Origin of the sequence: Sphaerisporangium rhizosphaerae (assembly GCF_042665155.1) — a bacterium.
GTDB lineage: Bacteria > Actinomycetota > Actinomycetes > Streptosporangiales > Streptosporangiaceae > Sphaerisporangium > Sphaerisporangium rhizosphaerae.
Window position 1 is genome coordinate 252910 of sequence record NZ_JBHTCG010000008.1, and the last position, 21360, is coordinate 274269.

The following is a 21360-nucleotide window of genomic DNA, read 5'->3' on the forward strand; positions in this document are numbered from 1 at the left end:
CAACAGTCAGGGAACTGGGGGGGAAACACCGAAAAATCCGGCATTATCCACATATGGTGTGATGCCTGGTCATTAGAGACAATCGTCCCCGCACTGTTGATCAACTGCAGGGACCCCCTTGAAACAACCACATCGACACTGGAGCGTGCCGGCGATCGCCGCCGTGTCCGTTCTGGCGCTGTCGAGCCCGGTCACCGCTTCGGCGGACGCCTCCCGCGCCCCCTCCTCCGCCACCGGCACGATCTCCGAGGGTGTGCCGCCGGGCGCCCACTCGGTCACGCTGATCACCGGGGACGTCGTCACCACCCGCCCGTCCCCGGAGCCTGGACGGTCCGGCGGCACGGTCGTCGTCCGCGGCCCCGGCGGGTCCCCCGCTCAGGCCCGGGTCACGGAGTCGGGGGGCGACCTCTACGTCTACCCCGAGTCCGCCCTTCCGTACGTGGCCGGCGGAATCCTGGACCGGCGGCTGTTCAACATCACCGACCTGGTCGCCGACGGCTACGACGACGCGCACCGGCCGCGGTTGCCGCTGATCGTCGCCTACGCGCAGGACGCCTCCGGTCTTCGCGCGAGCGGCCCGCCTCCGGGCGCCACCCGGGTGCGGGACCTCGCCGGCGTCCAGGGCGCCGCGCTCTCGCAGGACCGCGCCCGCTCGGCCGACTTCTGGAGTGCGGTCACCGCCGCCCCCAAGGCCGCGCGTGCGAGCTCGCCCTTCGCCGGCGGCATCACGCGCATCTGGCTGGACGGCGTGGTGAAGGCCGATCTCGCCGACACCACCGCCCAGATCGGCGCCCCCGAGGTGTGGGCGGGCGGTGACACCGGGCAGGGCGTGGACGTCGCCGTCCTGGACACCGGCGTCGACACCGGCCACCCCGACCTGGCCGGCCGCCTGGCCGCCACGCGCAGTTTCGTGCCGGAGGAGGACGTGGAGGACCACAACGGGCACGGCACGCATGTCGCCTCCACCGTGGCCGGCACCGGCGCCGCCTCCGACGGCCGGGAGAAGGGCGTGGCGCCCGGCGCCGAGCTCCACATCGGCAAGGTGCTGTCCAACGGCGGCTCGGGGATGGACTCCTGGGTGCTGGCCGGCATGGAGTGGGCCGCGGTCGACCAGCACGCCAAGGTGATCAACATGAGCCTCGGCTCGGACGTCCCCTCCGACGGCACCGACCCGCTGAGCGCGGCGGTCGACCGCCTCAGCGCCCAGACCGGGGCGCTGTTCGTGGTCGCCGCCGGCAACACCGGCGCCCCTTACAGCATCAGCGGCCCTGGAGCGGCGGACGCGGCGCTGACCGTCGGCGCGGTCGACTCCACCGACGCGGTGGCGTCCTTCTCCAGCCAGGGTCCGCGCGTCGGCGACGGGGCCCTGAAGCCCGAGATCACCGCCCCCGGCGTCGACGTCCTGGCGGCGCGTTCGCGGTACGCCTCCGAGGGCGAGGGCGACTACCAGACGCTCAGCGGGACCTCCATGGCCACGCCGCACGCGGCGGGCGCCGCGGCCCTGCTGGCCGCCGCCCACCCGGAGCTGGACGGCCGCCAGTTGAAGGACCTGCTCACCAGCACCTCCCGGCCGACCCCGTCGTACGACGCGTTCCAGGGCGGCAGCGGCCGGCTGGACGTCGCGGCGGCCGCGCACGGGGGCGTCTTCGCCTCGGCCACCGCCTTCGCCGGGCAGGTCAAGGCCGGGGCATCCGGCGCGGTGGACCGTCCGGTGACCTACACCAACACCACCGCGACCCCGGTCACCCTCGATCTCGCCGTCGCGGCGCCGAGCGCCCCCGATGGCATGTTCCGGCTGTCGGCCGGCCGGGTGGTCGTGCCCGCGCACGGAACCGCCGCGGTCACGGTCACGATCGACGGCTCGCGGGCGAGCGGCGACGAGCGCTACAGCGGCCAGGTGCTGGCGACCGGCGCGGACGGGCACGTGGCCGCGCACACCGCCGTGTCCCTGGGCGACGTGGCGCACAAGCTCACCATGGTCCTCAAGGACGCGCACGGCGAGCCGATGCCGGGGGTGGTCCAGCTTCTCAGGTCGGGCCAGGACTTCCCCGAGTTCTGGGTCATCGACGAATCCGGCACGGCCGAGACGTACCTGCCCAACGACGTGTACTCGGTGCTGGCCTTCAAGGCCGTCCAGGGCGTGCACGGCCCGAGCTCGCAGGGCATGGCGCTGCTCGGCGATCCCGAGGTCAAGATGGACCGGGACACCACCGTCACCCTCGACGCGGGGAAGATCCGCCGGGTGGACATGACCACCCCGCAGAAGGCGGAGGTGACCTACCAGCGCCTTGAGTACTTCCGCTCCATGGGCGGCTGGTCGTGGCGCGACTACATGGAGGTCCAGACCAGCTACGACAGCCTCTGGGCCCAGCCGACGACCGACGAGGTCACCCACGGCGACTTCTACCTGGCCGCCCGGTGGCGCAAGGAACTGCCCGCGCTGAGCGTCTCCAGCCGTACGACCGACTTCACCGACGTGCTGCGGCAGGACTCGGTCACCCCGCTGCCCGAGGGCCGCTACAAGCTGCCCGCCGTCTACGCCGGTGACGGCGCGAGCGCCGACTACGCCGGCCTCGACGCGCGCGGCAAGGCCGTGGTGGTGCGCCGCACCAGCGCGGTCGCCGACGCCGACCAGGCGGCGGCCGCCGCGCGCGCGGGCGCGAGGCTCCTGCTCGTCCGCAACGACGAGCCGGGCCGGCGTGTCCGTCCCTACAACGCCGATCCGCTCACCCCGGCCCCGATCGACGTCGCGCTACTCAGCACCGACGAAGGGGACAGGCTCATCCAGCAGGTCCGCGACGGCAGGGCGACGCTCACGGTCGAGTCGCGGCCGGTCAGCCCGTACGTGTACGACCTCATGCGCACCTGGCACAACGAGATCCCCTCCGACCTGGTCGTGCAGGGCGGCCCGAAGAACCTGGCCAGAGTGGACGTCACCTTCGCCGGGCCCGGCCCGGAGCGGGGAGGCGGCGAGTACCGCTTCGACTGGCCGTCCTACTCCGAGTGGGGCATCGGCACCACCATGCGCGAACCGGTCAAGGGGCGGCGCGTCGACTGGGTCTCCACCGGCGCCGCGAACGCCTGGGGACAGGAGGCGTACGTCGACGGGCTGATCTACGAGATCGAGCCTCGGGCCACCTACCGGCCGGGCAGCACCCGGTCGCAGGAGTGGTTCAAGCCGATCGAGCGTCCCCACCTCAACGACAACTACAAGCTCCCCAGCCGCAGCGGGAACCGGCTCAGCCTGGACGTCCCCGGCTACGGCGGCGCGGACCACGTCGGCATGTCCATGGACTACCAGCTCAGCCGGCAGACCCTCACCCTCTACCAGGGCGAGACCCGGCTGGCTCAGGGGACGGGCACCGTCGTCGGCGGGACGGCGCCCGCGGACGGCCTGCTGCCCTACCGGCTCGTCGTGGACAACAGCCGCGACGCGGCGTTCAGCCCGTACTCCTCCACCACCCACACCGACTGGACCTTCACCTCGCAGGCCCCCGCGCGGCAGGACGCCCAGGCGGTCCTGCCGCTGATCCAGCTCGACTACGAGATCGCCACCGACGACGCCGGCAGGGCGGCGCGTAACGCCACGCTGTCCGTCTCCGCCACCGCACTGCCGCGCGCCGCCGGAGCCGGGCGCATCGGTTCGGTCACCCTGGAACTGTCCTACGACGACGGCCGGACCTGGCACCGCGTCACCTGCGACCACGACGGCCGCTACCGCCTGTCCGCCCCCAGGACCGCGTCCTTCATGTCCCTCAGAGCCGGCGCGAAAGACTCCGCCGGCAACGCCATCACCCAGACCATCACCCGAGCCACCGGCCTCCACTGACGCCTGGCACACAGGCAGGGCCCGCCATCCCCCGAAGGCGGGCCCTGCCTGCCCGCCATCCGATCCGACCGCCCAAGGCGGCTGCACGGAACGCGATAGACCGATGACGGAAGCGTGAGCGCCCCCGGGACGCGGGGTGGGACCTATTGGATCGTCAGCTGGCCGCCCACTCGGAGAGGGACTTGAGTTTGTCCTCTGAGGGGGAGCCGGTGGCCGCCGAGTAGAGGATCAGCCACATGCCCGGGTCCGTCGGCGGAACCAGCGACTCGTAGTTGAGGGTCATGATGCCCACGTGTGGGTGGTGCATGCGTTTCGTCCCGTGGGTGTGCTGGTAGACCCTGTAGTCCGCCCAGAATCGGGCGAACTCCGGCGACCGGCTGCCGAGGTCGTCGACCAACCGGCCGAGGTACGGGTCGTGCATGCCCTGACCGGCGGCGACGCGCAGGATCGCGACCATCTGCTCGGCGATGGTCGCCCAGTCCGGGTAGACCTGCCGGGCCTTGGGGTTGAGGAACATCCAGCGGAGCATGTTGCGGCCGACGTCCGGAGCCGTGAAGTCGTCCAGCAGGACCTTGCCCATGCGGTTGATCGCGACGACGTCCAGACAGGGACCATGGAGCACGGCGGGAACGGGATCGAGGGCGTCGAGCATCATGCGCAGCGCAGGCCGGGCTCGTGGGCGTTCGGCCGAGCCGAGATCGACGGCGGGCCCGGAGGCGGTCCTGACCAGGTCGAACAGGTGCCGCCGCTCCAGCGGATCGAGGTGGAGGGCCTCCGCGACGGCGGCCAGCACCTGGCTGGAGACGTTGGAGGCACGACCTTGTTCCAGCCGGGTGTAGTAGTCCACGCTCACGCCGGCCAGCAGGGCGAGTTCCTCGCGGCGCAGACCTTGCACGCGCCGACGCTCGTCCCGCACCGGCAGGTTCACATCGGCGGGACTGAGACGGGCACGCCGGGAGCGCAGGAACTCGCGAAGCTCCGCAGTAGTGGCCACACCTCATTATCCGGGACTCCTCCCCCCACAGGACCGAGAGGCCTAGGATTCGGGCGATCTAGGTTGAAACCACTCCCACCGCCCGCCAGATCGCCGCTCTCTGGCAGGCGCCCGCCGCTGTCACGGTGTGGCGGCGTGATCCGCACCGCGCCGCACGCGCATGGGGAGGCATCGCGCGCGAGGGTGGTCCCGCCAGAACCAGGTCGGGCAGAACTGGGCCGAGCGGGGCCAGGTACTCCGTTGTCACCGCGGAACGGCTGCCATTGACTGGCACATGCCCCCGTCGACCGCCTGATCCGCCGAACGGATCGCACCGCCGCGGGACGGGATCTCCCTCACTCGAAGGCTCCAGGAGTTCGTCATGCCGATGCCGGTCAACCCGCCGAAAGCCCCCACCAGCCCCTTCGCCTCACTTGGGGGCCACCACGTCGGGATCCGGGTGCCGGACTTCGACGCCGCCAAGACCTGGTACACCGAGAAACTGGACTTCCGCGTCCTGCACGAGTGGCCGTACGGCGAGCTTCGCCTGGCCTACCTGAGCCCGCCGAACGACGACGACTTCCATGTCGAGATCCTCGCGGGGCCGGTCCAGTTCCCCAAAGAGATCCTCGACGACCTGGAAGTGAGCTTGAGGCACGGCGGCTACCAGCACGTGTGCCTCCACGTCGACAGCGTCGACCAGACCCGTGCGGAGTTGGCCCGCCGAGGCGTCGACCTGGTCGGCGAACCGTTCGTGGTGGAGGAGATCAGCCGCCGCCTGGCGTTCTTCCGCGACCCGTGGGGCAACATGTTCGAGTTGTCGGAGACACTGCCCGGCGCCGGAGCCTGACCCCGGCGGGCTCCACCGAAGCGGAGTGATCGTCACGGGCCGGCGATCAGGGGACGGTGACCACGACCTTCCCCGCCGGATGCCCCTGGGCGAGGTAGCGGATGGCGTCGGGGGCGCCGGGGAGGGGGTAGGTGCGGTCGATGACCGGGGTGACCGCACCGGACTCGATGAGACGTGCCAGCTCCGCGAGGTCCTCGGCGCGCTCCTTGGAGATCAGGCCGCGTAGCCGCCGGCGGGTGAACACCGACACCAGCGGCGCGCGGAGCTGACGCGTGTAGCCGCCCAGCAGCCCGCCGGCGTCGTGGCCGCCGCCGGCCAGCACGAGCGTCCCGCGCGCCGTGAGGGCGCGGCACAGCAGCGACAGCGGCCGGCATCCGGCGGTGTCGATGATGGCGTCGTACCGCGGACCGTCGCGGTCGACCTCCTCACGCGTGTAGTCGATGACGTCGTCGGCGCCCAGGGAGCGGACCAGGTCGGCCTTCGAGGCGCCGCACACGCCGGTCACCCGCGCGCCGAACGCCTTGGCGATCTGCACCGCGAACGACCCGATGCCGCCCGCCGCACCGATGACCATCACCCGCTGCCCCGGTCGCACGGCGGCGGCGTCGCGCACACCCTGCAGTGCCGTCATCCCCGAGATGGGCACCGCCGCCGCCTGCTCGAACGACATGCCCGGCGGCTTGGCGGCCAGCCGTCCGCAACTCGCGGTCGCGTACTCGGCGAACGAGCCGCTGCGGCAGGTGCCGAACACCTCCTGTCCGGGCCGGAATCGCGTGACGCCGGAACCGGCCGCCGTCACCACCCCGGCCACGGCGAGACCCCGCACCCCGACCTTGGGGGCGCGCAGCCCGAACGCCGCACGCGCGGCGTAGGGCCTGCCCGTCATGCAGACCCACACGCCCGGGTCCACGCCGGCGGCACGCACCTGGACGAGCACCTCGTCCCCGGCGGGCGACGGGCGGTCGATGTCACGCAGTTCCAGCACGTCGGCCGAGCCGTACACGTCCTGGGTGATCGCCTTCATGACGTCTCCTCCGGAGAGTCGGGGTACTGGAACACGTCGTCGAGCGGAACACCGAACGCCCGCGCGATCAGGAACGCCATCTCCAGGGACGGCGAGTAGCGGCCCTGCTCGATGGCGAGGATGGTCTGCCGCGTCACGCCGATGCGCTCGGCGAGCTGGGCCTGGGTCATCTCGCCGTGCTCGAAGCGCAGCGCGCGGATGCGGTTGGTGACACGGGTCGCCTTCACCATTGGGGGAAACCCCCGCGGTACAGGCCGATCTTGGCGATGTTGCCGAGGACGGCCGAGAGGACGAAGCAGAGGTAGATGACGTTGGCGATCCAGAACTGGTGCCATCCGGCCATCGCCATGAGCATCGCCGCGACCCCGCCGATGACGACGAACGACTGGCCGATGTGGTCACCGCGATGGCCGATCTCGCGGTCGCGCACGTCCTTGGCGCGTGACGCGCCCGGCCTCAGGGCGCCGAGGACGATCTCGGCCACGATCGCCCCGGCGATGCCCGCGCCCACGGTCCACAGCAGGACGGTGGCGTAAGGAACGTCGGGTAAGGCGCGCCCGTCCACGCGTCCCAGTACGACGACCAGGTACACGGCGTACGAGATCACGGCGGCGAACAACCGGATCCACGCGCGCTTCTCCTCGAGTGTCATGATCAGCCCTCCCAGATGTTAAGAATCTTTGACACCTCCAATGTAAGCCATTCTAGACTTCATGTACAGAATTTTTTACACACGAGACCCGCACCGACCCTGGCAGATGCGTGAAGAGTCGCAAGGATGGCGACTCGCCGAGAGCGCCTCGCCCCGCCGCCCAGTGGTCCGGTCGTTCAGGTGGAGGCGCCGCCGAAGGCTGTTTCGTTGCCGTCCGGGTCGCGATAGGTGATCTTGCGGACACCGTTGGAGTAGGTCTCCCGGGCCGTGGGATCGAGCCCGCGTCCGGCGATCTGGGCGACGCGCGCGTCGAGGTCGCCGACGAACAGCGTGTTCCTGGCGTGCCCGGCGTGCTCCGGGCGGACCTCGATGTACACGTAGCGATGTTCCGCCAGTTCCCACACGGCCTCGGTGTCGTTCGGGAAGAACGCCGGCGGGGAACCCAGCAGTCGCTCGTACCACTCCAGCGCCGCCGCGTAGTGGGTGACCGGGATTCCGGCGAACAAGTCGAGAGCCATGCCGCGATGGTACGAACCGACTACGACATCCCGTCCCCCTTGAGGATCACGGCCGAACTCGGCGGTCCCTGCTTCGCGGCGGAGCGACGCGGAAGCGGGGTCGTCGTCCGTTGCCGAGGACGGTGTCGGCACCTACCCGTAGGCTTGCGTCGTCAGATGCGGACAGTGACGAGGAGACGCCGGATGACAGCCCTGCCGGAGGACAGTTGGCTTCTCAGCATCCGCCCGCAACCAGCGCGGGTCACCGCTGAAGAGTACGACGCGGTGCCCGAAGAGATCGCCCGAGCCATCGAGATCGTCGACGGCTACGTGGTCTACTGCGCGGCGCCGACGCCTGATCACCAGACCGCCGGCAGGCGATTGGTCAACCTGCTGGAACGTCACGCCAAATCCGCGATGGACGCGGGCTACGAGTGCCTGACCGTGAACAATGACGTGGATCTACGCCTGCGTGATCTGCCACTGCTCAATCGGCGGCCTGACGTCGCGCTCTACAGGTGCCTCGACAGAGAGCGGGGCGAACGGCTGCGCGCCGACCATGCCCTACTCGTCGTGGAGATCGTGTCTCCCGGATCGGAGACTCAGGACACGACCGACAAGCTGGGTGAGTACGCCAAAGCAGGTATTCCCCACTACTGGATCGTCCGCCTGGACCGAACGGGCGTATCGATCATCGAACGCTACCGCCTGGACCGCGCGGCCATGCTGTACAAGCACGTCGGCACCTTCATGAAGGACGAGTCCGAGTTCGGCGAGGCTCCTAGGGTGACCAACCCCATCCCCATGGTCATCAACTGGACGGACCTCCAGTTCTGAAGCCAGGACGACGACCGTACCCGCCGGGGGTTGGACGTAGCCTTCGAAGTGGGCGGAACTCCGCCGACCGTCGCCCCTGCTGCGACCGCCGGCGGCGGCACTGAGCTCTGACGCACGGCTTGCAGCACGACGTCATCCTCTCAAGGCCCAGCATGACGCCATGCGATCGGAGCGCGGATCCGCCTCACAGGCTCCCGGTCGGGGGAGCTCGAGGGGCGGAGCCCCTCGATCGGGGGTCGAAGGGGGCGGAGCCCCCTGGGGAGCACAGGCCGAGCCGGAGTGCGCGCAGCGCGCGTGGGCGAGAACCTTTGCCTGGAAGCGGCTAGATCAGGGCCAGGGGGTGGGGTTGGACGTAGCCTTCGAAGTGGGCGGAGGTGAGGAGGCGGCCTTCGGTGGAGGGGCGGCGGCAGAGGTAGGAGAAGCGGTCGGCGGAGTAGACGCGGACGCCGTCGGTGCGGCACTGCCGCATGAGGACCTCGTCCCATTCCTCTGACATGTCGGCGATGCCGAGCTCGACCAGGGCGGGACGGCGGGCGAGCAGGGTGGCGCCGCCGAGTTCGGGCAGGAAGCGGTGCTCGGCTCCGGGCTGGCGCAGCAGGGTGGCGCCGGTGTCGGCGATGTGCGCGTAGAAGGACGCCTTGCCGACGATCTCGGCGTCGACGGCGGCGAAGTACCGCGACAGGTCGGCCAGGTAGTGCTCGCCGTACAGGTCGCGAGGGTCCAGGACGGCCACCAGGTCGCCGTCCGCCAGACGCAGTGCGCGGTCGAGCGCGGCGCCCCGGGTCAGGGGCGAGCCGGCCGCACGGACGATCAGGTCCTCGAATCCCGGCGAGCCGGCCACCCCGGACAGGCCCGTCTTTCCGAGTGAGTGGGCCGTTTCGGACAGGCCCGTCTTTGCGGGCGAGTGCGCCGTCTCGGGAGAGCCGGTCACCGGGGGGTCTCCGAAGGGGTGGCCGGGCCGCTGGATGCCGGAGAGGCGGTCGCGGACGGCCTTTTCCACGACGGCGGTGTCCAGGCCGTCGGTGACGATGACGAGCTGACCGGGGGCGTGGGCCTGGCGTTCGAGCTGGGCCAGCAGGTTGTCCAGTTCGGCCGCGCCGAAGACGGCGGCGATGGCGGTGACGGCGGCGGAGTTGCGCACCGAGGCGAGCCCGGCGGTGTCCAGGATCGGGTCGAGCAGCGGGGTCACCGGCACGGTGGAGCGCCAGGCCAGGTGGGCCTCGGAGGCGCACTCGGCCTCGGCGGCGAGGTAGTCGCGGACGGAATCGAGCGCCGCCGGCAGTGACGCCTGGTCGACCGGGGCGGTGAGCTGCATGATCGGCGTACCGCAGGCGGAGACCTCCTCGACGGTCCGCGCGTCGGCGTCCGGCCCGGCGAGCACCATCGAGACGGAACGGTAGGCCGTCAGCAGGTCGTCGTAGGTGGCCTTGGGGGTGACCAGCGGCCGCCACCCGGCCTCCGGCGGCACCTCCGCGGCCTGCGTGGCCGTGCCGAGCAGGCCTACCCCGTGCCGTCCCTCGGCGGCGGGGATCTGGTTGTGGACGCGCGGCTGCACGGCGTGCGGCAGGATGCCGACGCGGTCGTGGCGCAGCGCGGCGCGCCATTCGCGCGCCCTGGCCTCGGAGGTGGCGAGCACGTGGTCGAAGTAGGAGGCCATCGGGACGGCGGTCGAGACGGGGCCGCCGGAGTGCCAGAAGATCGTGCGGATGCCCCGGCGGGAGCACTCCTCGACCAGGTCGCGCAGCCCGCGGGAGCGCCCGGCGAGCTCCTCCAGCCACCGGCCGCCGTTGCCCTGGCGCGGCCCGGCCTGAACGGACTCCACGAACAGCAGGTGCGGCCGGTGCTGGTCGAGCATGGCCTGCCAGTTGTCCGGGCCGAAGTTGGTGACCTGCCGCCACTCGTACCGGAACAGGGCCTCCGACTGCCGGTCCACGATGGCGGCGACGGTCAGGTACGGCCGGGTCAGCGGGCCCTTGGGCACGACGAAGCCCTCGGCCATCGCCGTGGAGACCTCGGGGCCGGCGGTCTGCGGCGTGACGGCCGCCACCGGCGCGGTTTCGACGGCGGGCGGGGTGGGGGCGAAGTCGGAGCGCCTGGGCGCGGGACGCTTGCCGACGGGGGCGCGCAGGGTGCGGGCGACCTCGCCGGGGTTCTTGGTGTGGATGGCGTCGCCGAGCTTGGACCACCGGCTGGCCTGCACCGACTCAAGGCGCCACTGGGCGACCTCGGTCTGGTACCGCTGCTCGGCGAGGTTCTTGGCGAGCTGGGCGACCTGCCGCTCGGCGGTCTTCAGCCTGGCCTCGGTCTCGCGCAGGCGGGTGAGCGCCTCGGCCTCCGAGACGGCGGCGCGGGCGAGCCGTTCCTGGTAGTCGGCCAGCAGGCGGGTGAGCTCGGCCGCGCCCGAAGCCGCCGCCACGGCCGCTTCGAGGGCCCGACGGGTGCTCTCCAACTCTTCACTCATGCCATCACCGTGTCCCCAGACGTCGAGCAAGAATAATCGCAGATCCGGCCCGACCATCTCGAACCGCCGCAAGTCCGTACACTCGGCAGGTACTCGCTGAGGGGAGACGTCACAGTGCGCAACGGGAAGTGGCCGGAGTACGCCGCGCGGCCGTACGTCTGCGGCGCCATCGGCGCCTACGACCCCGACCGGCTGCGACTGCTCGCCGGTGCGGGCCCGGCCGTGCGCGAGGTCTACCGGGCCGCCGGGGCCGCCCTGCTGAGCTCGGCCCCCGTGGCCCCCTACGCGGCCCCGCCGAGACCGCCCACCGACCACGACGCCGGCCAGGACGCCGCCCTCGGACACCCGGCGAGCGGCGGGGCGCGGTTCGCGTGGGCGGAGGGCCGGCCGTCCGGCGCCATGCCGTGGTGGGCGGTGGCCGAGACGTGGGAGACGCCCGGCCTGATCGACGAGCCCGACACAGTGACCCTGCACACCGGCGCCTTCGGGCTGATCGACGTGTACTACCTGACCGAGCCGGGCCCGGAGGGCGACGCCGTCTACTTCGCGGGCAACATCGAGCCGCTGCTGGCCCTGGCCCGCCGGCCGCACGAGGTGAACTGGGACGCCTGGGCGGCCATCTTCAAGCTGACCTACCCGCTGCTTGAGGACACCCCCTACCGGCAGGTCAGGCGGCTGCCCGGCGCGACCGCCCTGGTGTGGTCCCGCTCCGCGCGCAGGATCGGCGTGGACAGGCGCGCCCCCCGCTGGGTGCGCGAGGAGCCCTTCGACCGGGGCGTCACCGGAGGGGACATCGTCGCGCTGCTGCACGAGGCGCTCAAGCCCTTCGACGACCGGCCGCTGCTGGTGCCGGTGAGCGGCGGGTACGACTCGCGGCTGCTCGCCTCGGTGGCGGTGGCCCGCAAGATGGACGTGGTGTCCTGGACGACGAGCCCGGACGACGGGCTGGACAACGACATCGACTTCGCCCGCCACGTCACCCGCGAGCTCGGCATCCCGCACCGGGTCGTCCCGCAGGACGCCGCGGCCTACCCCGGCGAGGCGCGGTGGGCGGCGCGCAGGCTGGAGTACCTGACCAGCCACCACGCCTGGTACTCCCCCTTCGCCCGCGAGGTGCACCGGGCGGGACGGGCGGTCGTGGACGGGCTGGCGGGCGGGCCGCTGATGAAGAACTTCCTCATCACCGCCGACGCCGTGGGAGCGGGCACCTCGGCCGACCGGCAGGCCGCCCTGCTGTCGGCGCTGGCGACCGGCGAGCCGCACGTCCCGATGCTGTCGGACCGGGCGCTGGCCTTCGTGGACGACCGGGTGGGCGCGGCGTTCGGCCAGGCGACGTCCATGCTGCGCGGGCACCGCTCGGAGCTGCCGCTGAGCGTGCTGCACACCCGCACCGCGCGCGGCATCGCCCGTTCCCCGGTGAACCTGGTGGGCCCGGAGATCACCCCGGTCTTCCCGTTCCTGCACCCGGAGTTCTTCGACGCCGCCCTGTCGGTGCCGGTGGACCGCAAGGAGGGCGGGCGGTTCTACCGGGAGATCCTGACGGCGGCCAACCGGCGGGTCGCCGCCCTGCCGTCGACCAACGGGGCGCTGCCGCACCGGCGGGTGCCGCTGCGCTCGAACGGCCCGGCCGCGCGCGAGTGGAACCACCGCATGCTGGTGAAGGCCGCGACGGTGCCCGGGCTGATGTCGGGTCCGATGCTGGAGGCGGTCGAGCGGGGCCCGGACGCCCTGACGGCGTTCGGGTCGTGGAACTCGCGGTTCTGGCTCCGTGGATTGGTGCTTTTCGGTTCCTGGCTGACCGACTACGAAGACGCGCTGGGCGACCTCACGCCACCGTGGGCGCAGACATTGTGAACCGTTTCCCTAATACCGGCGAATTCCGCGTCCCATCAGCGGGGACACGGAGGGTGGCGGCCGAAATACGCGAGCATTCGAGGGAGTGCGGTCGATTACGCGGTTGGCACGCTGGGTGACCTCCACTGATCGACTTCGAGGGACCCTAATGGCCTGCTAGTCTTCGGCGAAACAGCGCCGAAACACGCTGAGCACCGAGCCACCCCTTCGGTGACGGCGTCGGGCGGGAGCCGCAGGGATGACGGCTCCGTCGGCGCGAGCCCCTGTGTTGTACCGCCCTACTCCCTTGATGCGAGCGATACCTATGAGCGCTTCACCATGCCCGGAATCCGTTTCCGAAGACTTCATCTCATCCGACCCCCGGTGGTACAAGAGAGCCGTCTTCTACGAGGTTCTGGTCCGCGGCTTCCGTGACTCCAACGGTGACGGCACCGGCGACCTGCGCGGGTTGATCGAGAAACTCGACTACCTGCAGTGGCTGGGCGTCGATTGCCTGTGGCTGTTGCCGCTGTACGAGTCGCCGCTGCGCGACGGCGGCTATGACATCGCCGACTACATGAAGATCCTCCAGGAGTTCGGCGACCTGGCCGACTTCGTGGAGTTGATCGAGCAGGCGCACAAGCGGGGCCTGCGCATCATCACCGACCTGGTGATGAACCACACCAGCGACAAGCACCCCTGGTTCCAGGCGTCCCGGCACGACCCCACCGGCCCCTACGGCGACTTCTACGTCTGGTCGGACGACCCCACGCGCTACCCCGACGCGCCGATCATCTTCGTCGGGGCCGAGGAGTCCAACTGGACCTACGACCCGGTGCGCGGGCAGTACTACTGGCACCGGTTCTTCCACCACCAGCCCGACCTGAACTACGAGAACCCCGCCGTCCAGGACGCCATGCTGGAGGTCCTGCGGTTCTGGCTCGACCTGGGCATCGACGGCTTCCGCCTGGACGCGGTGCCCTACCTGTTCGAGCGCGAGGGCACCGCCTGCTCCGGCCTGCCCGAGACCCACGCCTACCTCAGGCGCGTCAGGGCCGAGGTGGACCGCCTGTACCCCGACCGGGTGCTGCTGGCCGAGGCCAACGGCTGGCCCGAGGACGTCGTGGAGTACTTCGGCGACCCGACGACCGGCGGCGACGAGTGCCACATGGCCTTCCACTTCCCGCTGATGCCGCGCATCTTCATGGCGGTGCGCCGCGAGTCGCGCGAGCCGATCTCCGAGATCATGTCGCGCACCCCCAAGCTCCCGGAGAACGCCCAGTGGGGCATCTTCCTCCGCAACCACGACGAGCTGACCCTCGAGACGGTGACCGAGGAAGAGCGCGACTACATGCACGCGGAGTACGCCAAGGACCCGCGCATGCGCGCCTACCTGGGCATCCGCCGCCGCCTCGCGCCGCTGCTGGAGAACGACCGCGACCAGATCGAGCTGTTCACCGCGCTGCTGCTGTCCATGCCGGGCTCCCCCGTCATGTACTACGGCGACGAGATCGGCATGGGCGACAACATCTGGCTGGAGGACCGCGACTCGGTCCGCACGCCGATGCAGTGGAGCCCGGACCGCAACGCCGGCTTCTCCGGCGGTGACCCCGGACGGCTGTACCTGCCGGCCGTCATGGACCCGATCTACGGCTACCAGGCCGTCAACGTCGAGGCCCAGATGAAGAGCGGCTCGTCACTGCTGCACTTCACCAGGAAGATGCTGGCGGTGCGGCGGGAGCACCCGGTGTTCGGCACCGGCGCCTACACCGAGCTGTGGTCGCCGAACTACAGCGTGCTGGCCTTCGTGCGCGAGGAGGGCGACGACCGCATGCTGTGCGTGAACAACCTCTCCAAGCACCCTCAGCCGGTCGAGCTGGACCTGCGCCGGTTCACGGGCATGACGCCGGTCGAGTGCCGGGGCGGGGTGAGCTTCCCGGTCATCGGCGAGCTGCCCTACCTGCTGACGCTGCCCGGGCACGGCTTCTACTGGTTCTCGCTCACCCGCCCCTAGAGGACGGCCCTGGAAGAGTGGGGGAAGCGCCGACGGCTTCTCCCACTCCGAGGCGGACCGGCCTCGGGCGCCGGGCCCGCGGGGTGACGGCTCCGGCCCCGCGATCGTCGAAGAAGAAAGCCGGCGCGAGGGCGCCGGCTTCGTCCCAGGATGCGGCGGGTTACGGCTTGCGGGCGACGGCGCCGCTGAAGGTGTAGTAGGTGGCCGAGCGCTCCCAGGACTCCCCGGGGTCGGCGCGCCAGTCCGCGAGCGGCACCAGGCCGGGCTCCAGCAGCTCGAAGTCGCCGATGAAGCCCATGAGCTCCTCGCGGGTGCGCCACCTTCCGGTGCCCAGGTGCTCGTTGAAGACCTTCTCCATGACCTCGGCCTGCTTGTGCGACTCAGGGTGCTCGTCCTGCGCGTCGAAGAAGTTCGACATGGCCAGGAAGCTGCCCGACGGGAGCGGGTCGCGCAGCCGGGCGGCGATGCTCCACGGGTCCTCGTCGTCGTTCAGGTGGTGCAGGATGCTGAACAGCAGCAAGCCGACCGGTTCGCTGAAGTCGATGAACCTTTGCAGCGTGGCGTTGGCGTAGATCGCCTCCGGCTCACGGACGTCGGCCTGGATGACGGTGGTGGTGTCGTTGGTGGCCAGCAGTGCCCGGCCGTGCGCGAGGACGATCGGGTCGTTGTCCACGTAGACCACGCGCGCCGCCGGGTCGACCTCCTGGGCGATCTGGTGGACGTTGCCCTGGGTCGGCAGCCCGGATCCGAGATCGATGAACTGGCGGATGCCCTCTTCTGCGGCCAAGTAGTGCACGGCCCGTCGCAGGAACCGCCGGTTGGCCTGGCCGGCCTCCTTGGCGTCGGGGACGATGCTCAGCGTCATCTCGCCGATCTGCCGGTCGACGGCGAAGTTGTCCTTGCCGCCCAGGAAGAAATCGTAAACACGGGCGATACTCGGCTTAGAGGTGTCTATTTCGGGCGGCAGCCCGGCATCGTCGCTCTTGGCCCAGTTCCAGTCTTCACGATCGGACACGCTCATCCCCACCCTGTCTCCACCGGCCCGCGAAACGCACCGGGATCGAGGCATATGTTAGCGCGCACAACCAGATTTATCTGGATATCGCCACTGAGTCACCGATAACGCCCTGGCGTCGGGGAAGAATGGATGGCCACCGGCGGTCGAATCGCGGGACCCGCTCTAACGCGGGGTCACCGGCACCCTGGCGCGGGCGGCCTTACGGGCGGGGATCAGGGCCACCAGCAGGGACGCCCCGATGGCCGTGACCATGGCCAGCAGCAGCGTCGCCGGCCCGGGCGCCCGTCCGATGCCCGCGCCGATGCCGCTGGCCGCGCCCTGCAGGTCGATGAGGCCGGAGGAGACCAGTGCCCCCGCCGCCGCGCCCACGCCGACGCCGAGCGCCACCAGCAGCCCCGTGCCGGTCACCAGCGTGCCCATGACCTGGCGTGGGGTCAGGCCCATGGCCTTCAGCACCGCCAGGTCCCGGGCGTGGTCGCGCAGCCCCACGGCGCTCGCCGTCAGCAGGTTGGCCAGCCCCAGCAACGCCAGCACCGCGACGAGCGCCACGATGATCACCCGGATCACCGACAGCCGGTCGGCCGGGTTCACCGCCTGCGACACCTCAAGCCCCTGTTCCTGCAGGCGGGCGCGCACGCCGGCCGGGTCGGCGCCGTGCCGCAGTGCCAGGCTGTAGTACTGCGGCGGCAGCGCGTCCTTGGGCGCCAGGGTGTCCAGCGGCACCGAGAGCACCTCGCCGTCCTGCTCGGGCTCCAGCACCCGCCCGACGATGCGGACGATCAGCGGGGTGCCGCCGATGGTCAGCCGGGTGCGGTCGCCGATGCGCACGTGCAGCAGGTCGAGCAGGCCCTGCCCGGCCACGGCCTCGCCCCGGTCGCGGTACAGCCGGCCCTCGACCACCGAGTACGGGTAGGGGTCGGTGACCGTGCCGAGCGCGCGGGTGCGCACCGTGCGCGTCTGCCCGGGGACCAGCGCGTCGACCTCCGTCCCCGGATAGGCGGCCACCACGTCGGCGTCGGCCAGCGCGCGCCGGCCGGCGTCCGTCGCGGGCACGCTCCCCGGCCGGACGGTCAGGACGGCGGCCTGGCCGACCTGTTCCGGATGGGCCTTGAAGCCGTCCAGCGTCGCCCAGACGCCGAGGCCGATGGTGATCAGCATCATCGGGATGGCCAGCCCGAACGCCGTCAGCAGCGCCGGCAGCCTGCGGGTGAAGGCGTCCCTGGCTCCGAGCACCAGCGCCGGCGGCAGCCGTACCAGCAGCGCCAGGCGGGCCATGCGCGACAGATGGCCGCGCGGCGGGGTCACCGGCGCGGCCGGGAGCGGCGGCGTGCGGCCGCCGCGCCAGGCGGGCAGCCAGACCGCGACCAGCACCACCAGCGCCGTGCCGAAGGCGATCGCCAGCAGCGGCGCCGAGGACAGCGGCACCACCACCGTGTCCGCCAGCGCGTAGGCGGTGATCAGCCGGCCGATCAGCACCCCGGCCGCGATGCCGGCCATCCCCAGCGTGCCGTGCTCGACGACGAGCATGCGGACCACCTGGCGGCGGGTGAACCCGAGGGATTTGAGCGTCGCGATGTCGCGCCGCTGGGTGAGCACCCGCGCGCCGGTCGCGTTCGCGATGGCGAGCGCCGCCGCCACCAGCCCGGCGACGCCGAACAGCGCCAGCAGCACGCCCAGCAGCCGGTTGTCCAGTTCCATCGACGCCTGCACCTCGCGCCAGGTAGACACGCGTTGCACCTGGCCGGCCAGCTTGGTGATCGTGCGCTGGACGATGAGCGAGGTGTCGTCCGGGTCGGCCAGGCGAAGACCGGTCACCGACTCGCTGCGGCCGAGCGCCGGCTCGACCTGCTCCAGCGTCGCGGCCAGGGTCCAGGCGACGCCCGGCGTCCATTCGGGGTAGAAGCCCTGGTCGCCGCTCTCGGCCAGCCCGATCACCCGCAGGCCGTGCGTGGCGCCGTTCAGGCCGATGACCGTGAACGGGCCGCCGGTGCGCAGCCCGGCCGCGCGGGCGAAGGAGCGTTCGACGACCACGCCGTTGGCGTCTCCCGGGTCGAGCCAGCGGCCCTCCCGCAGGACGGGCCGGCCCACCGAGGGCAGGACGGCGCTCATCTCCTGCAGGGCGACGGGCGTCTTCTTCCCTCCCTGGACGAGCGTCGCGGGCGCGCTGCGGTACGGGCCCGCCACGTCGGTGACGCCGTCCAGCGCCTTGAGCGCCGCCGGGTCCGGGGCGTCCCTGGTGTGCAGCCAGACGTGCGCGCCGTTGCCCCGCGTGAACAGGCCCCGCCAGGGGTTGGTGCCGTCCTCCAGCAGCGTGGCCGCGGTGATCAGCGCGGTGACGATGCCGGCGACCACCAGCACGGTGAGCACCGCCTGCGCCCGCCGCGCCCGCAGATCGGCCCTGATCCACCGCCTCTCGGCAGTATTCATAGCACCGGCTCACTCGGGCGAAGCGAGCGCGATCGCCCCTCAGCCGTGTTCATATCGCTCGCCCACTCGGGCGAAGCCGCGCCGGTGCTCTGAGGGAGGAAGCCGGAAGTGCGAGGAACGAGCGCTTCCGGCTGACGACTGAAGAGCGCCGGCTGAAGGGCGGCTTCGCCCCGCGCGAGCGCAGCGAGCGCCATGAGCACGCCTCATCCGCGCAGCTCCACTACGTCGCCGGGGCCGCCCTTGCGGCGGCGCACCGGGGCGATGGCGCCGTCGTCGACGACCTGGCCGTCCAGGAGGGTGACGACCCGGTCGGCCAGGCCGGCGACGCGGGCGTCATGGGTGACCATGACGATCGTCTGGCCCTGCCGGTGGACCTGGCCGAGCAGGCGCAGCACGTCGCGGGTGTTGCGGCTGTCGAGGTTGCCGGTGGGCTCGTCGGCCAGCAGGACCTGCGGCTGGTTGGCGAGCGCGCGGGCGAGGGCGACGCGCTGCTGCTCGCCGCCGGACAGCCGGCCCGGCGCGGAGTCGGCCTTGTCGGTGAGGTTCAGCTCGCACAGGAGGTACTCCCTGCGCTCGCGCGCGTGCTTGGGGGACGCGCCGGCCAGCAGGGCGGGAAGCTCGACGTTGTCGGCGACGGTCATGTTGTCGACGAGGTTGAAGAACTGGAAGACGAAGCCGATCTTCTGGCGGCGCAGGATGGCCCAGGCGCTCTCGTTGAGGGTGTCGGCGCGCTGGCCGTCGATCCAGATCTCGCCGCTGGTGCGGGTGTCCAGGCCGCCGAGCATGTGGACCAGCGTCGACTTGCCCGAGCCCGACGGCCCCATGATGGCCACGAACTCCCCGCGCTCGACCCGCAGGTCGACGCTCCGTACGGCGGGCACCGGCAGGCCGCCGGTCTGGTAGATCTTCACCAGGTTGACCGTGTGCAACGCGGGCGTCGCCGGGTGGGGCGGGCCGGGGGGCGCGGTGGTCACTGGTCACTCACCACTTTTCCTTGGTTCACTTCGTCAGAGCAGATCCTCCTGGCAGCGCTCCAGCCAGTCGAGATCCGCCTGGAGATGGAGCATGGCGCCTTCGATCAGCAGGTGCGCCGGGCGGTTGTCCTGATCGGTCTGTTCGGCGAGTTCTACCAGATCGCGCATGATAGCGAGGTAATGCCGGCGCTGCCGGTTGATCAGCGCCATGCGGTCGGCGATGCCGGTCATGGGGGCGAGCACGAGCTTCATGAAGAACTCGTCCCTCACCCGCGGCCCCTCGGTGGGCGAGTCGACCCACTCGTCCAGCGCCTCGCGGCCCTGGGCGGTGCAGTAGTAGACCTTCTTGTTCGGGCGGTTGGACTGCTCGACGTCGACGCTGCGGATCAGGCCGTCCTTCTCGAGCCTGCCGAGGGTGACGTAGATCTGCCCGATGTTGGGCGACGGGTAGGCGGTGCCGAAGATCTGTTCGAGCGCCTGTTTCAGCTCGTACCCGTGGGCAGGTTCCTTCGCCAGGAGCGCCAGCAGCTGGAGCCGCACGCCCCACCTCCCTCGGGCCTCGCGTTACCTATGTGTTACGGACCAATCCGTTGACGTCCACATTATCGCTATGCATAACATGCATGCATCTACATAACACGCATGTAACCCAATCAACATCCGGAGGACACGTTGCGCCGCCTGGCCCCCGTACTCGTCGCAGCGCTGCTGGTCAGCGGCTGCGCCGGGCTGGGCGAGGGCGACGCGGTGCAGACCGGGGGCACCGACGGCACCGGGCCGATGACCTTCGCCACCGGGCGCGACACCACCGGCTACATGCAGCCCCTCATCGACAAGTGGAACCGGGAGCACCCCAAGGAGCAGGTCAGCCTCCTGGAACTGCCCGAGGCCGCCGACGAGCAGCGGGCCCAGATGGTGGCCAACCTCCAGGCCAGGAGCGAGCGCTACGACGTGCTCGGGCTCGACGTGGTCTGGACGGCGGAGTTCGCCGACGCGGGCTGGATCGTCCCGCTCGACCGCAGCATGTTCCCCCTGGACAAGCTGCTGCAGCCGGTCGTGGACACCGCCCTGTACCAGGGCAAGCTCTACGCGGTGCCCTACACCAGCAACGCGGGGCTGCTCTACTACCGCAAGGACATCCTGTCCGCCGAGCACCTCAAGCCGCCGAAGACCTGGGCCGAGCTGCGCGAGCAGGCCGTCCGCCTCGGCAGGAAGTACAAGCTGGACGGCTACGCCGGCCAGTTCCTGCCCTACGAGGGCCTCACCGTCAACTTCGCCGAAGCCGTGCAGTCGGCGGGCGGCGAGATCCTCAGCCCGGACGGCACCAGGGTCACCCTCGACCTCCGCACCGCCGCCACCGGGCTGGACTTCCTGGTCGGCGGGCTGCGCCAGGGCTGGATCCCGCAGGAGTCCCTCTCCTACAAGGAGGAGGAGTCCCGGCTGGCGTTCCAGCAGGGCAAGCTGCTGTTCGCCCGCAACTGGCCGCACGCGTACGGGCCGGCCACCCGGTCCGGCATCGCCGGCAAGTTCGCGGTGACCCGGCTGCCCGGCCTCGACGGGCCGGGGTCGAGCACGCTCGGCGGGCTCAACCTGGCCATAAGCGCCTACTCCAAGCACCAGAAGTCGGCGCTGGACTTCATCCGCTACTTCACCGGCCTGGCCAACGAGCGCAGCGTGCTCACCGAGGGCTCCTTCCCCCCGGTGTGGGCCGAGCTGTACGACGACCCGGCCCTCATCAGGCGTTATCCGTATCTCCCGGTGCTCAAGCAGAGCATCATGTCCGCCCGGCCCCGGCCGGTCTCCTCCAAATACGACCAGGTCAGCCTGGTGATCTCGAGCGCCGTCTCCGACGCGCTCAACCTCAGGAAACCCAGCGACGAGACCGTCGCGACCCTGAAGCAACAGCTCAGCGAGATCATTCGCACCCCATAGAGCGAGGGCGATCCCCCCGCGCATCCCTTCATCCCAAAA

Annotated in this window: 16 protein-coding genes; 6 read left to right on the forward strand and 10 right to left on the reverse strand. The window is 71.0% G+C overall.

Annotated features, from left to right (window positions below; all coding sequences use genetic code 11):
* The first annotated feature begins 145 nt into the window (after positions 1-145).
* Positions 146-3829: a S8 family serine peptidase gene (locus tag ACFQSB_RS15015; RefSeq protein ID WP_380827021.1), complete on the forward strand. Its 3684-nt coding sequence runs from the start codon at positions 146-148 to the stop codon at positions 3827-3829.
* Between the two features lie 154 nt (positions 3830-3983).
* Here the strand turns inward: ACFQSB_RS15015 and ACFQSB_RS15020 are convergent, their stop codons facing one another.
* The gene (locus tag ACFQSB_RS15020) at positions 3984-4823 is read right to left on the reverse strand and encodes a helix-turn-helix domain-containing protein (protein WP_380827023.1); all 840 of its coding nucleotides are present in this window, start codon (positions 4821-4823) and stop codon (positions 3984-3986) included.
* A gap of 361 nt (positions 4824-5184) precedes the next feature.
* Between ACFQSB_RS15020 and ACFQSB_RS15025 the strand changes: the two genes are divergently transcribed.
* The gene (locus tag ACFQSB_RS15025) at positions 5185-5652 is read left to right on the forward strand and encodes a VOC family protein (RefSeq protein WP_380827024.1); all 468 of its coding nucleotides are present in this window, start codon (positions 5185-5187) and stop codon (positions 5650-5652) included.
* Between the two features lie 46 nt (positions 5653-5698).
* On the opposite strand, the gene ACFQSB_RS15030 is transcribed toward ACFQSB_RS15025, so the two are convergent.
* The 4 genes from ACFQSB_RS15030 to ACFQSB_RS15045 all read right to left on the reverse strand — a co-directional run bounded on the left by ACFQSB_RS15030 (position 5699) and on the right by ACFQSB_RS15045 (position 7846).
* Positions 5699-6676, reverse strand: a complete 978-nt coding sequence (locus ACFQSB_RS15030) for an NAD(P)-dependent alcohol dehydrogenase (protein ID WP_380827025.1) — start codon at positions 6674-6676, stop codon at positions 5699-5701.
* Positions 6673-6906, reverse strand: coding sequence for a helix-turn-helix transcriptional regulator (locus ACFQSB_RS15035; RefSeq protein WP_380827027.1), 234 nt, complete (start codon positions 6904-6906; stop codon positions 6673-6675). Before ACFQSB_RS15035 ends, ACFQSB_RS15030 begins: the two co-directional genes overlap by 4 nt.
* Positions 6900-7328: a hypothetical protein gene (locus ACFQSB_RS15040; protein ID WP_380827029.1), complete on the reverse strand. Its 429-nt coding sequence runs from the start codon at positions 7326-7328 to the stop codon at positions 6900-6902. The genes ACFQSB_RS15035 and ACFQSB_RS15040 overlap by 7 nt, the downstream gene beginning before the upstream one ends.
* 176 nt (positions 7329-7504) lie before the next feature.
* On the reverse strand, positions 7505-7846 hold the full coding sequence (locus tag ACFQSB_RS15045) for a VOC family protein (protein ID WP_380827031.1): 342 nt from the start codon (positions 7844-7846) through the stop codon (positions 7505-7507).
* Between the two features lie 183 nt (positions 7847-8029).
* Between ACFQSB_RS15045 and ACFQSB_RS15050 the strand changes: the two genes are divergently transcribed.
* Entirely contained in the window at positions 8030-8662 is a 633-nt protein-coding gene (locus ACFQSB_RS15050) for a Uma2 family endonuclease (protein WP_380827032.1), read from the forward strand.
* A 322-nt stretch (positions 8663-8984) separates the two neighbouring features.
* Here ACFQSB_RS15050 and ACFQSB_RS15055 read toward each other — a convergent pair whose 3' ends face one another.
* Positions 8985-11123, reverse strand: coding sequence for a hypothetical protein (locus tag ACFQSB_RS15055; RefSeq protein WP_380827034.1), 2139 nt, complete (start codon positions 11121-11123; stop codon positions 8985-8987).
* A 114-nt stretch (positions 11124-11237) separates the two neighbouring features.
* On the opposite strand from ACFQSB_RS15055, the gene ACFQSB_RS15060 reads away from it, so the two are divergent.
* Entirely contained in the window at positions 11238-12977 is a 1740-nt protein-coding gene (locus ACFQSB_RS15060; protein WP_380827035.1) for an asparagine synthetase B family protein, read from the forward strand.
* Between the two features lie 304 nt (positions 12978-13281).
* The gene (treS, locus tag ACFQSB_RS15065; protein ID WP_380827036.1) at positions 13282-14970 is read left to right on the forward strand and encodes a maltose alpha-D-glucosyltransferase; all 1689 of its coding nucleotides are present in this window, start codon (positions 13282-13284) and stop codon (positions 14968-14970) included.
* Between the two features lie 160 nt (positions 14971-15130).
* Here treS and ACFQSB_RS15070 read toward each other — a convergent pair whose 3' ends face one another.
* From ACFQSB_RS15070 to ACFQSB_RS15085, 4 genes are all read right to left on the reverse strand, one after another.
* Positions 15131-15985 (reverse strand): SAM-dependent methyltransferase, encoded by an 855-nt coding sequence (locus tag ACFQSB_RS15070; protein WP_354841724.1) that lies wholly within the window; start codon positions 15983-15985, stop codon positions 15131-15133.
* 165 nt (positions 15986-16150) lie between these two features.
* Entirely contained in the window at positions 16151-18415 is a 2265-nt protein-coding gene (locus ACFQSB_RS15075; RefSeq protein WP_380827037.1) for an ABC transporter permease, read from the reverse strand.
* Positions 18416-18618: 203 nt separating this feature from the next.
* Positions 18619-19389: an ABC transporter ATP-binding protein gene (locus ACFQSB_RS15080; RefSeq protein ID WP_354841720.1), complete on the reverse strand. Its 771-nt coding sequence runs from the start codon at positions 19387-19389 to the stop codon at positions 18619-18621.
* Positions 19390-19422: 33 nt separating this feature from the next.
* The gene (locus ACFQSB_RS15085; protein WP_354841717.1) at positions 19423-19929 is read right to left on the reverse strand and encodes a PadR family transcriptional regulator; all 507 of its coding nucleotides are present in this window, start codon (positions 19927-19929) and stop codon (positions 19423-19425) included.
* 132 nt (positions 19930-20061) lie between these two features.
* Between ACFQSB_RS15085 and ACFQSB_RS15090 the strand changes: the two genes are divergently transcribed.
* On the forward strand, positions 20062-21321 hold the full coding sequence (locus tag ACFQSB_RS15090) for an ABC transporter substrate-binding protein (protein WP_354841715.1): 1260 nt from the start codon (positions 20062-20064) through the stop codon (positions 21319-21321).
* Positions 21322-21360: the final 39 nt, after the last annotated feature.

Excerpts from the sequence above, each read along its gene's own strand:
- treS (WP_380827036.1), top strand. The coding sequence starts at position 13,282 with ATGAGCGCTTCACCATGCCCGGAATCCGTTTCCGAAGACTTCATCTCA.
- ACFQSB_RS15045 (WP_380827031.1), bottom strand. The coding sequence starts at position 7,846 with ATGGCTCTCGACTTGTTCGCCGGAATCCCGGTCACCCACTACGCGGCG.
- ACFQSB_RS15030 (WP_380827025.1), bottom strand. The coding sequence starts at position 6,676 with ATGAAGGCGATCACCCAGGACGTGTACGGCTCGGCCGACGTGCTGGAA.
- ACFQSB_RS15035 (WP_380827027.1), bottom strand. The coding sequence starts at position 6,906 with ATGGTGAAGGCGACCCGTGTCACCAACCGCATCCGCGCGCTGCGCTTC.
- ACFQSB_RS15075 (WP_380827037.1), bottom strand. The coding sequence starts at position 18,415 with ATGAATACTGCCGAGAGGCGGTGGATCAGGGCCGATCTGCGGGCGCGG.
- ACFQSB_RS15040 (WP_380827029.1), bottom strand. The coding sequence starts at position 7,328 with ATGACACTCGAGGAGAAGCGCGCGTGGATCCGGTTGTTCGCCGCCGTG.
- ACFQSB_RS15025 (WP_380827024.1), top strand. The coding sequence starts at position 5,185 with ATGCCGATGCCGGTCAACCCGCCGAAAGCCCCCACCAGCCCCTTCGCC.
- ACFQSB_RS15055 (WP_380827034.1), bottom strand. The coding sequence starts at position 11,123 with ATGAGTGAAGAGTTGGAGAGCACCCGTCGGGCCCTCGAAGCGGCCGTG.
- ACFQSB_RS15050 (WP_380827032.1), top strand. The coding sequence starts at position 8,030 with ATGACAGCCCTGCCGGAGGACAGTTGGCTTCTCAGCATCCGCCCGCAA.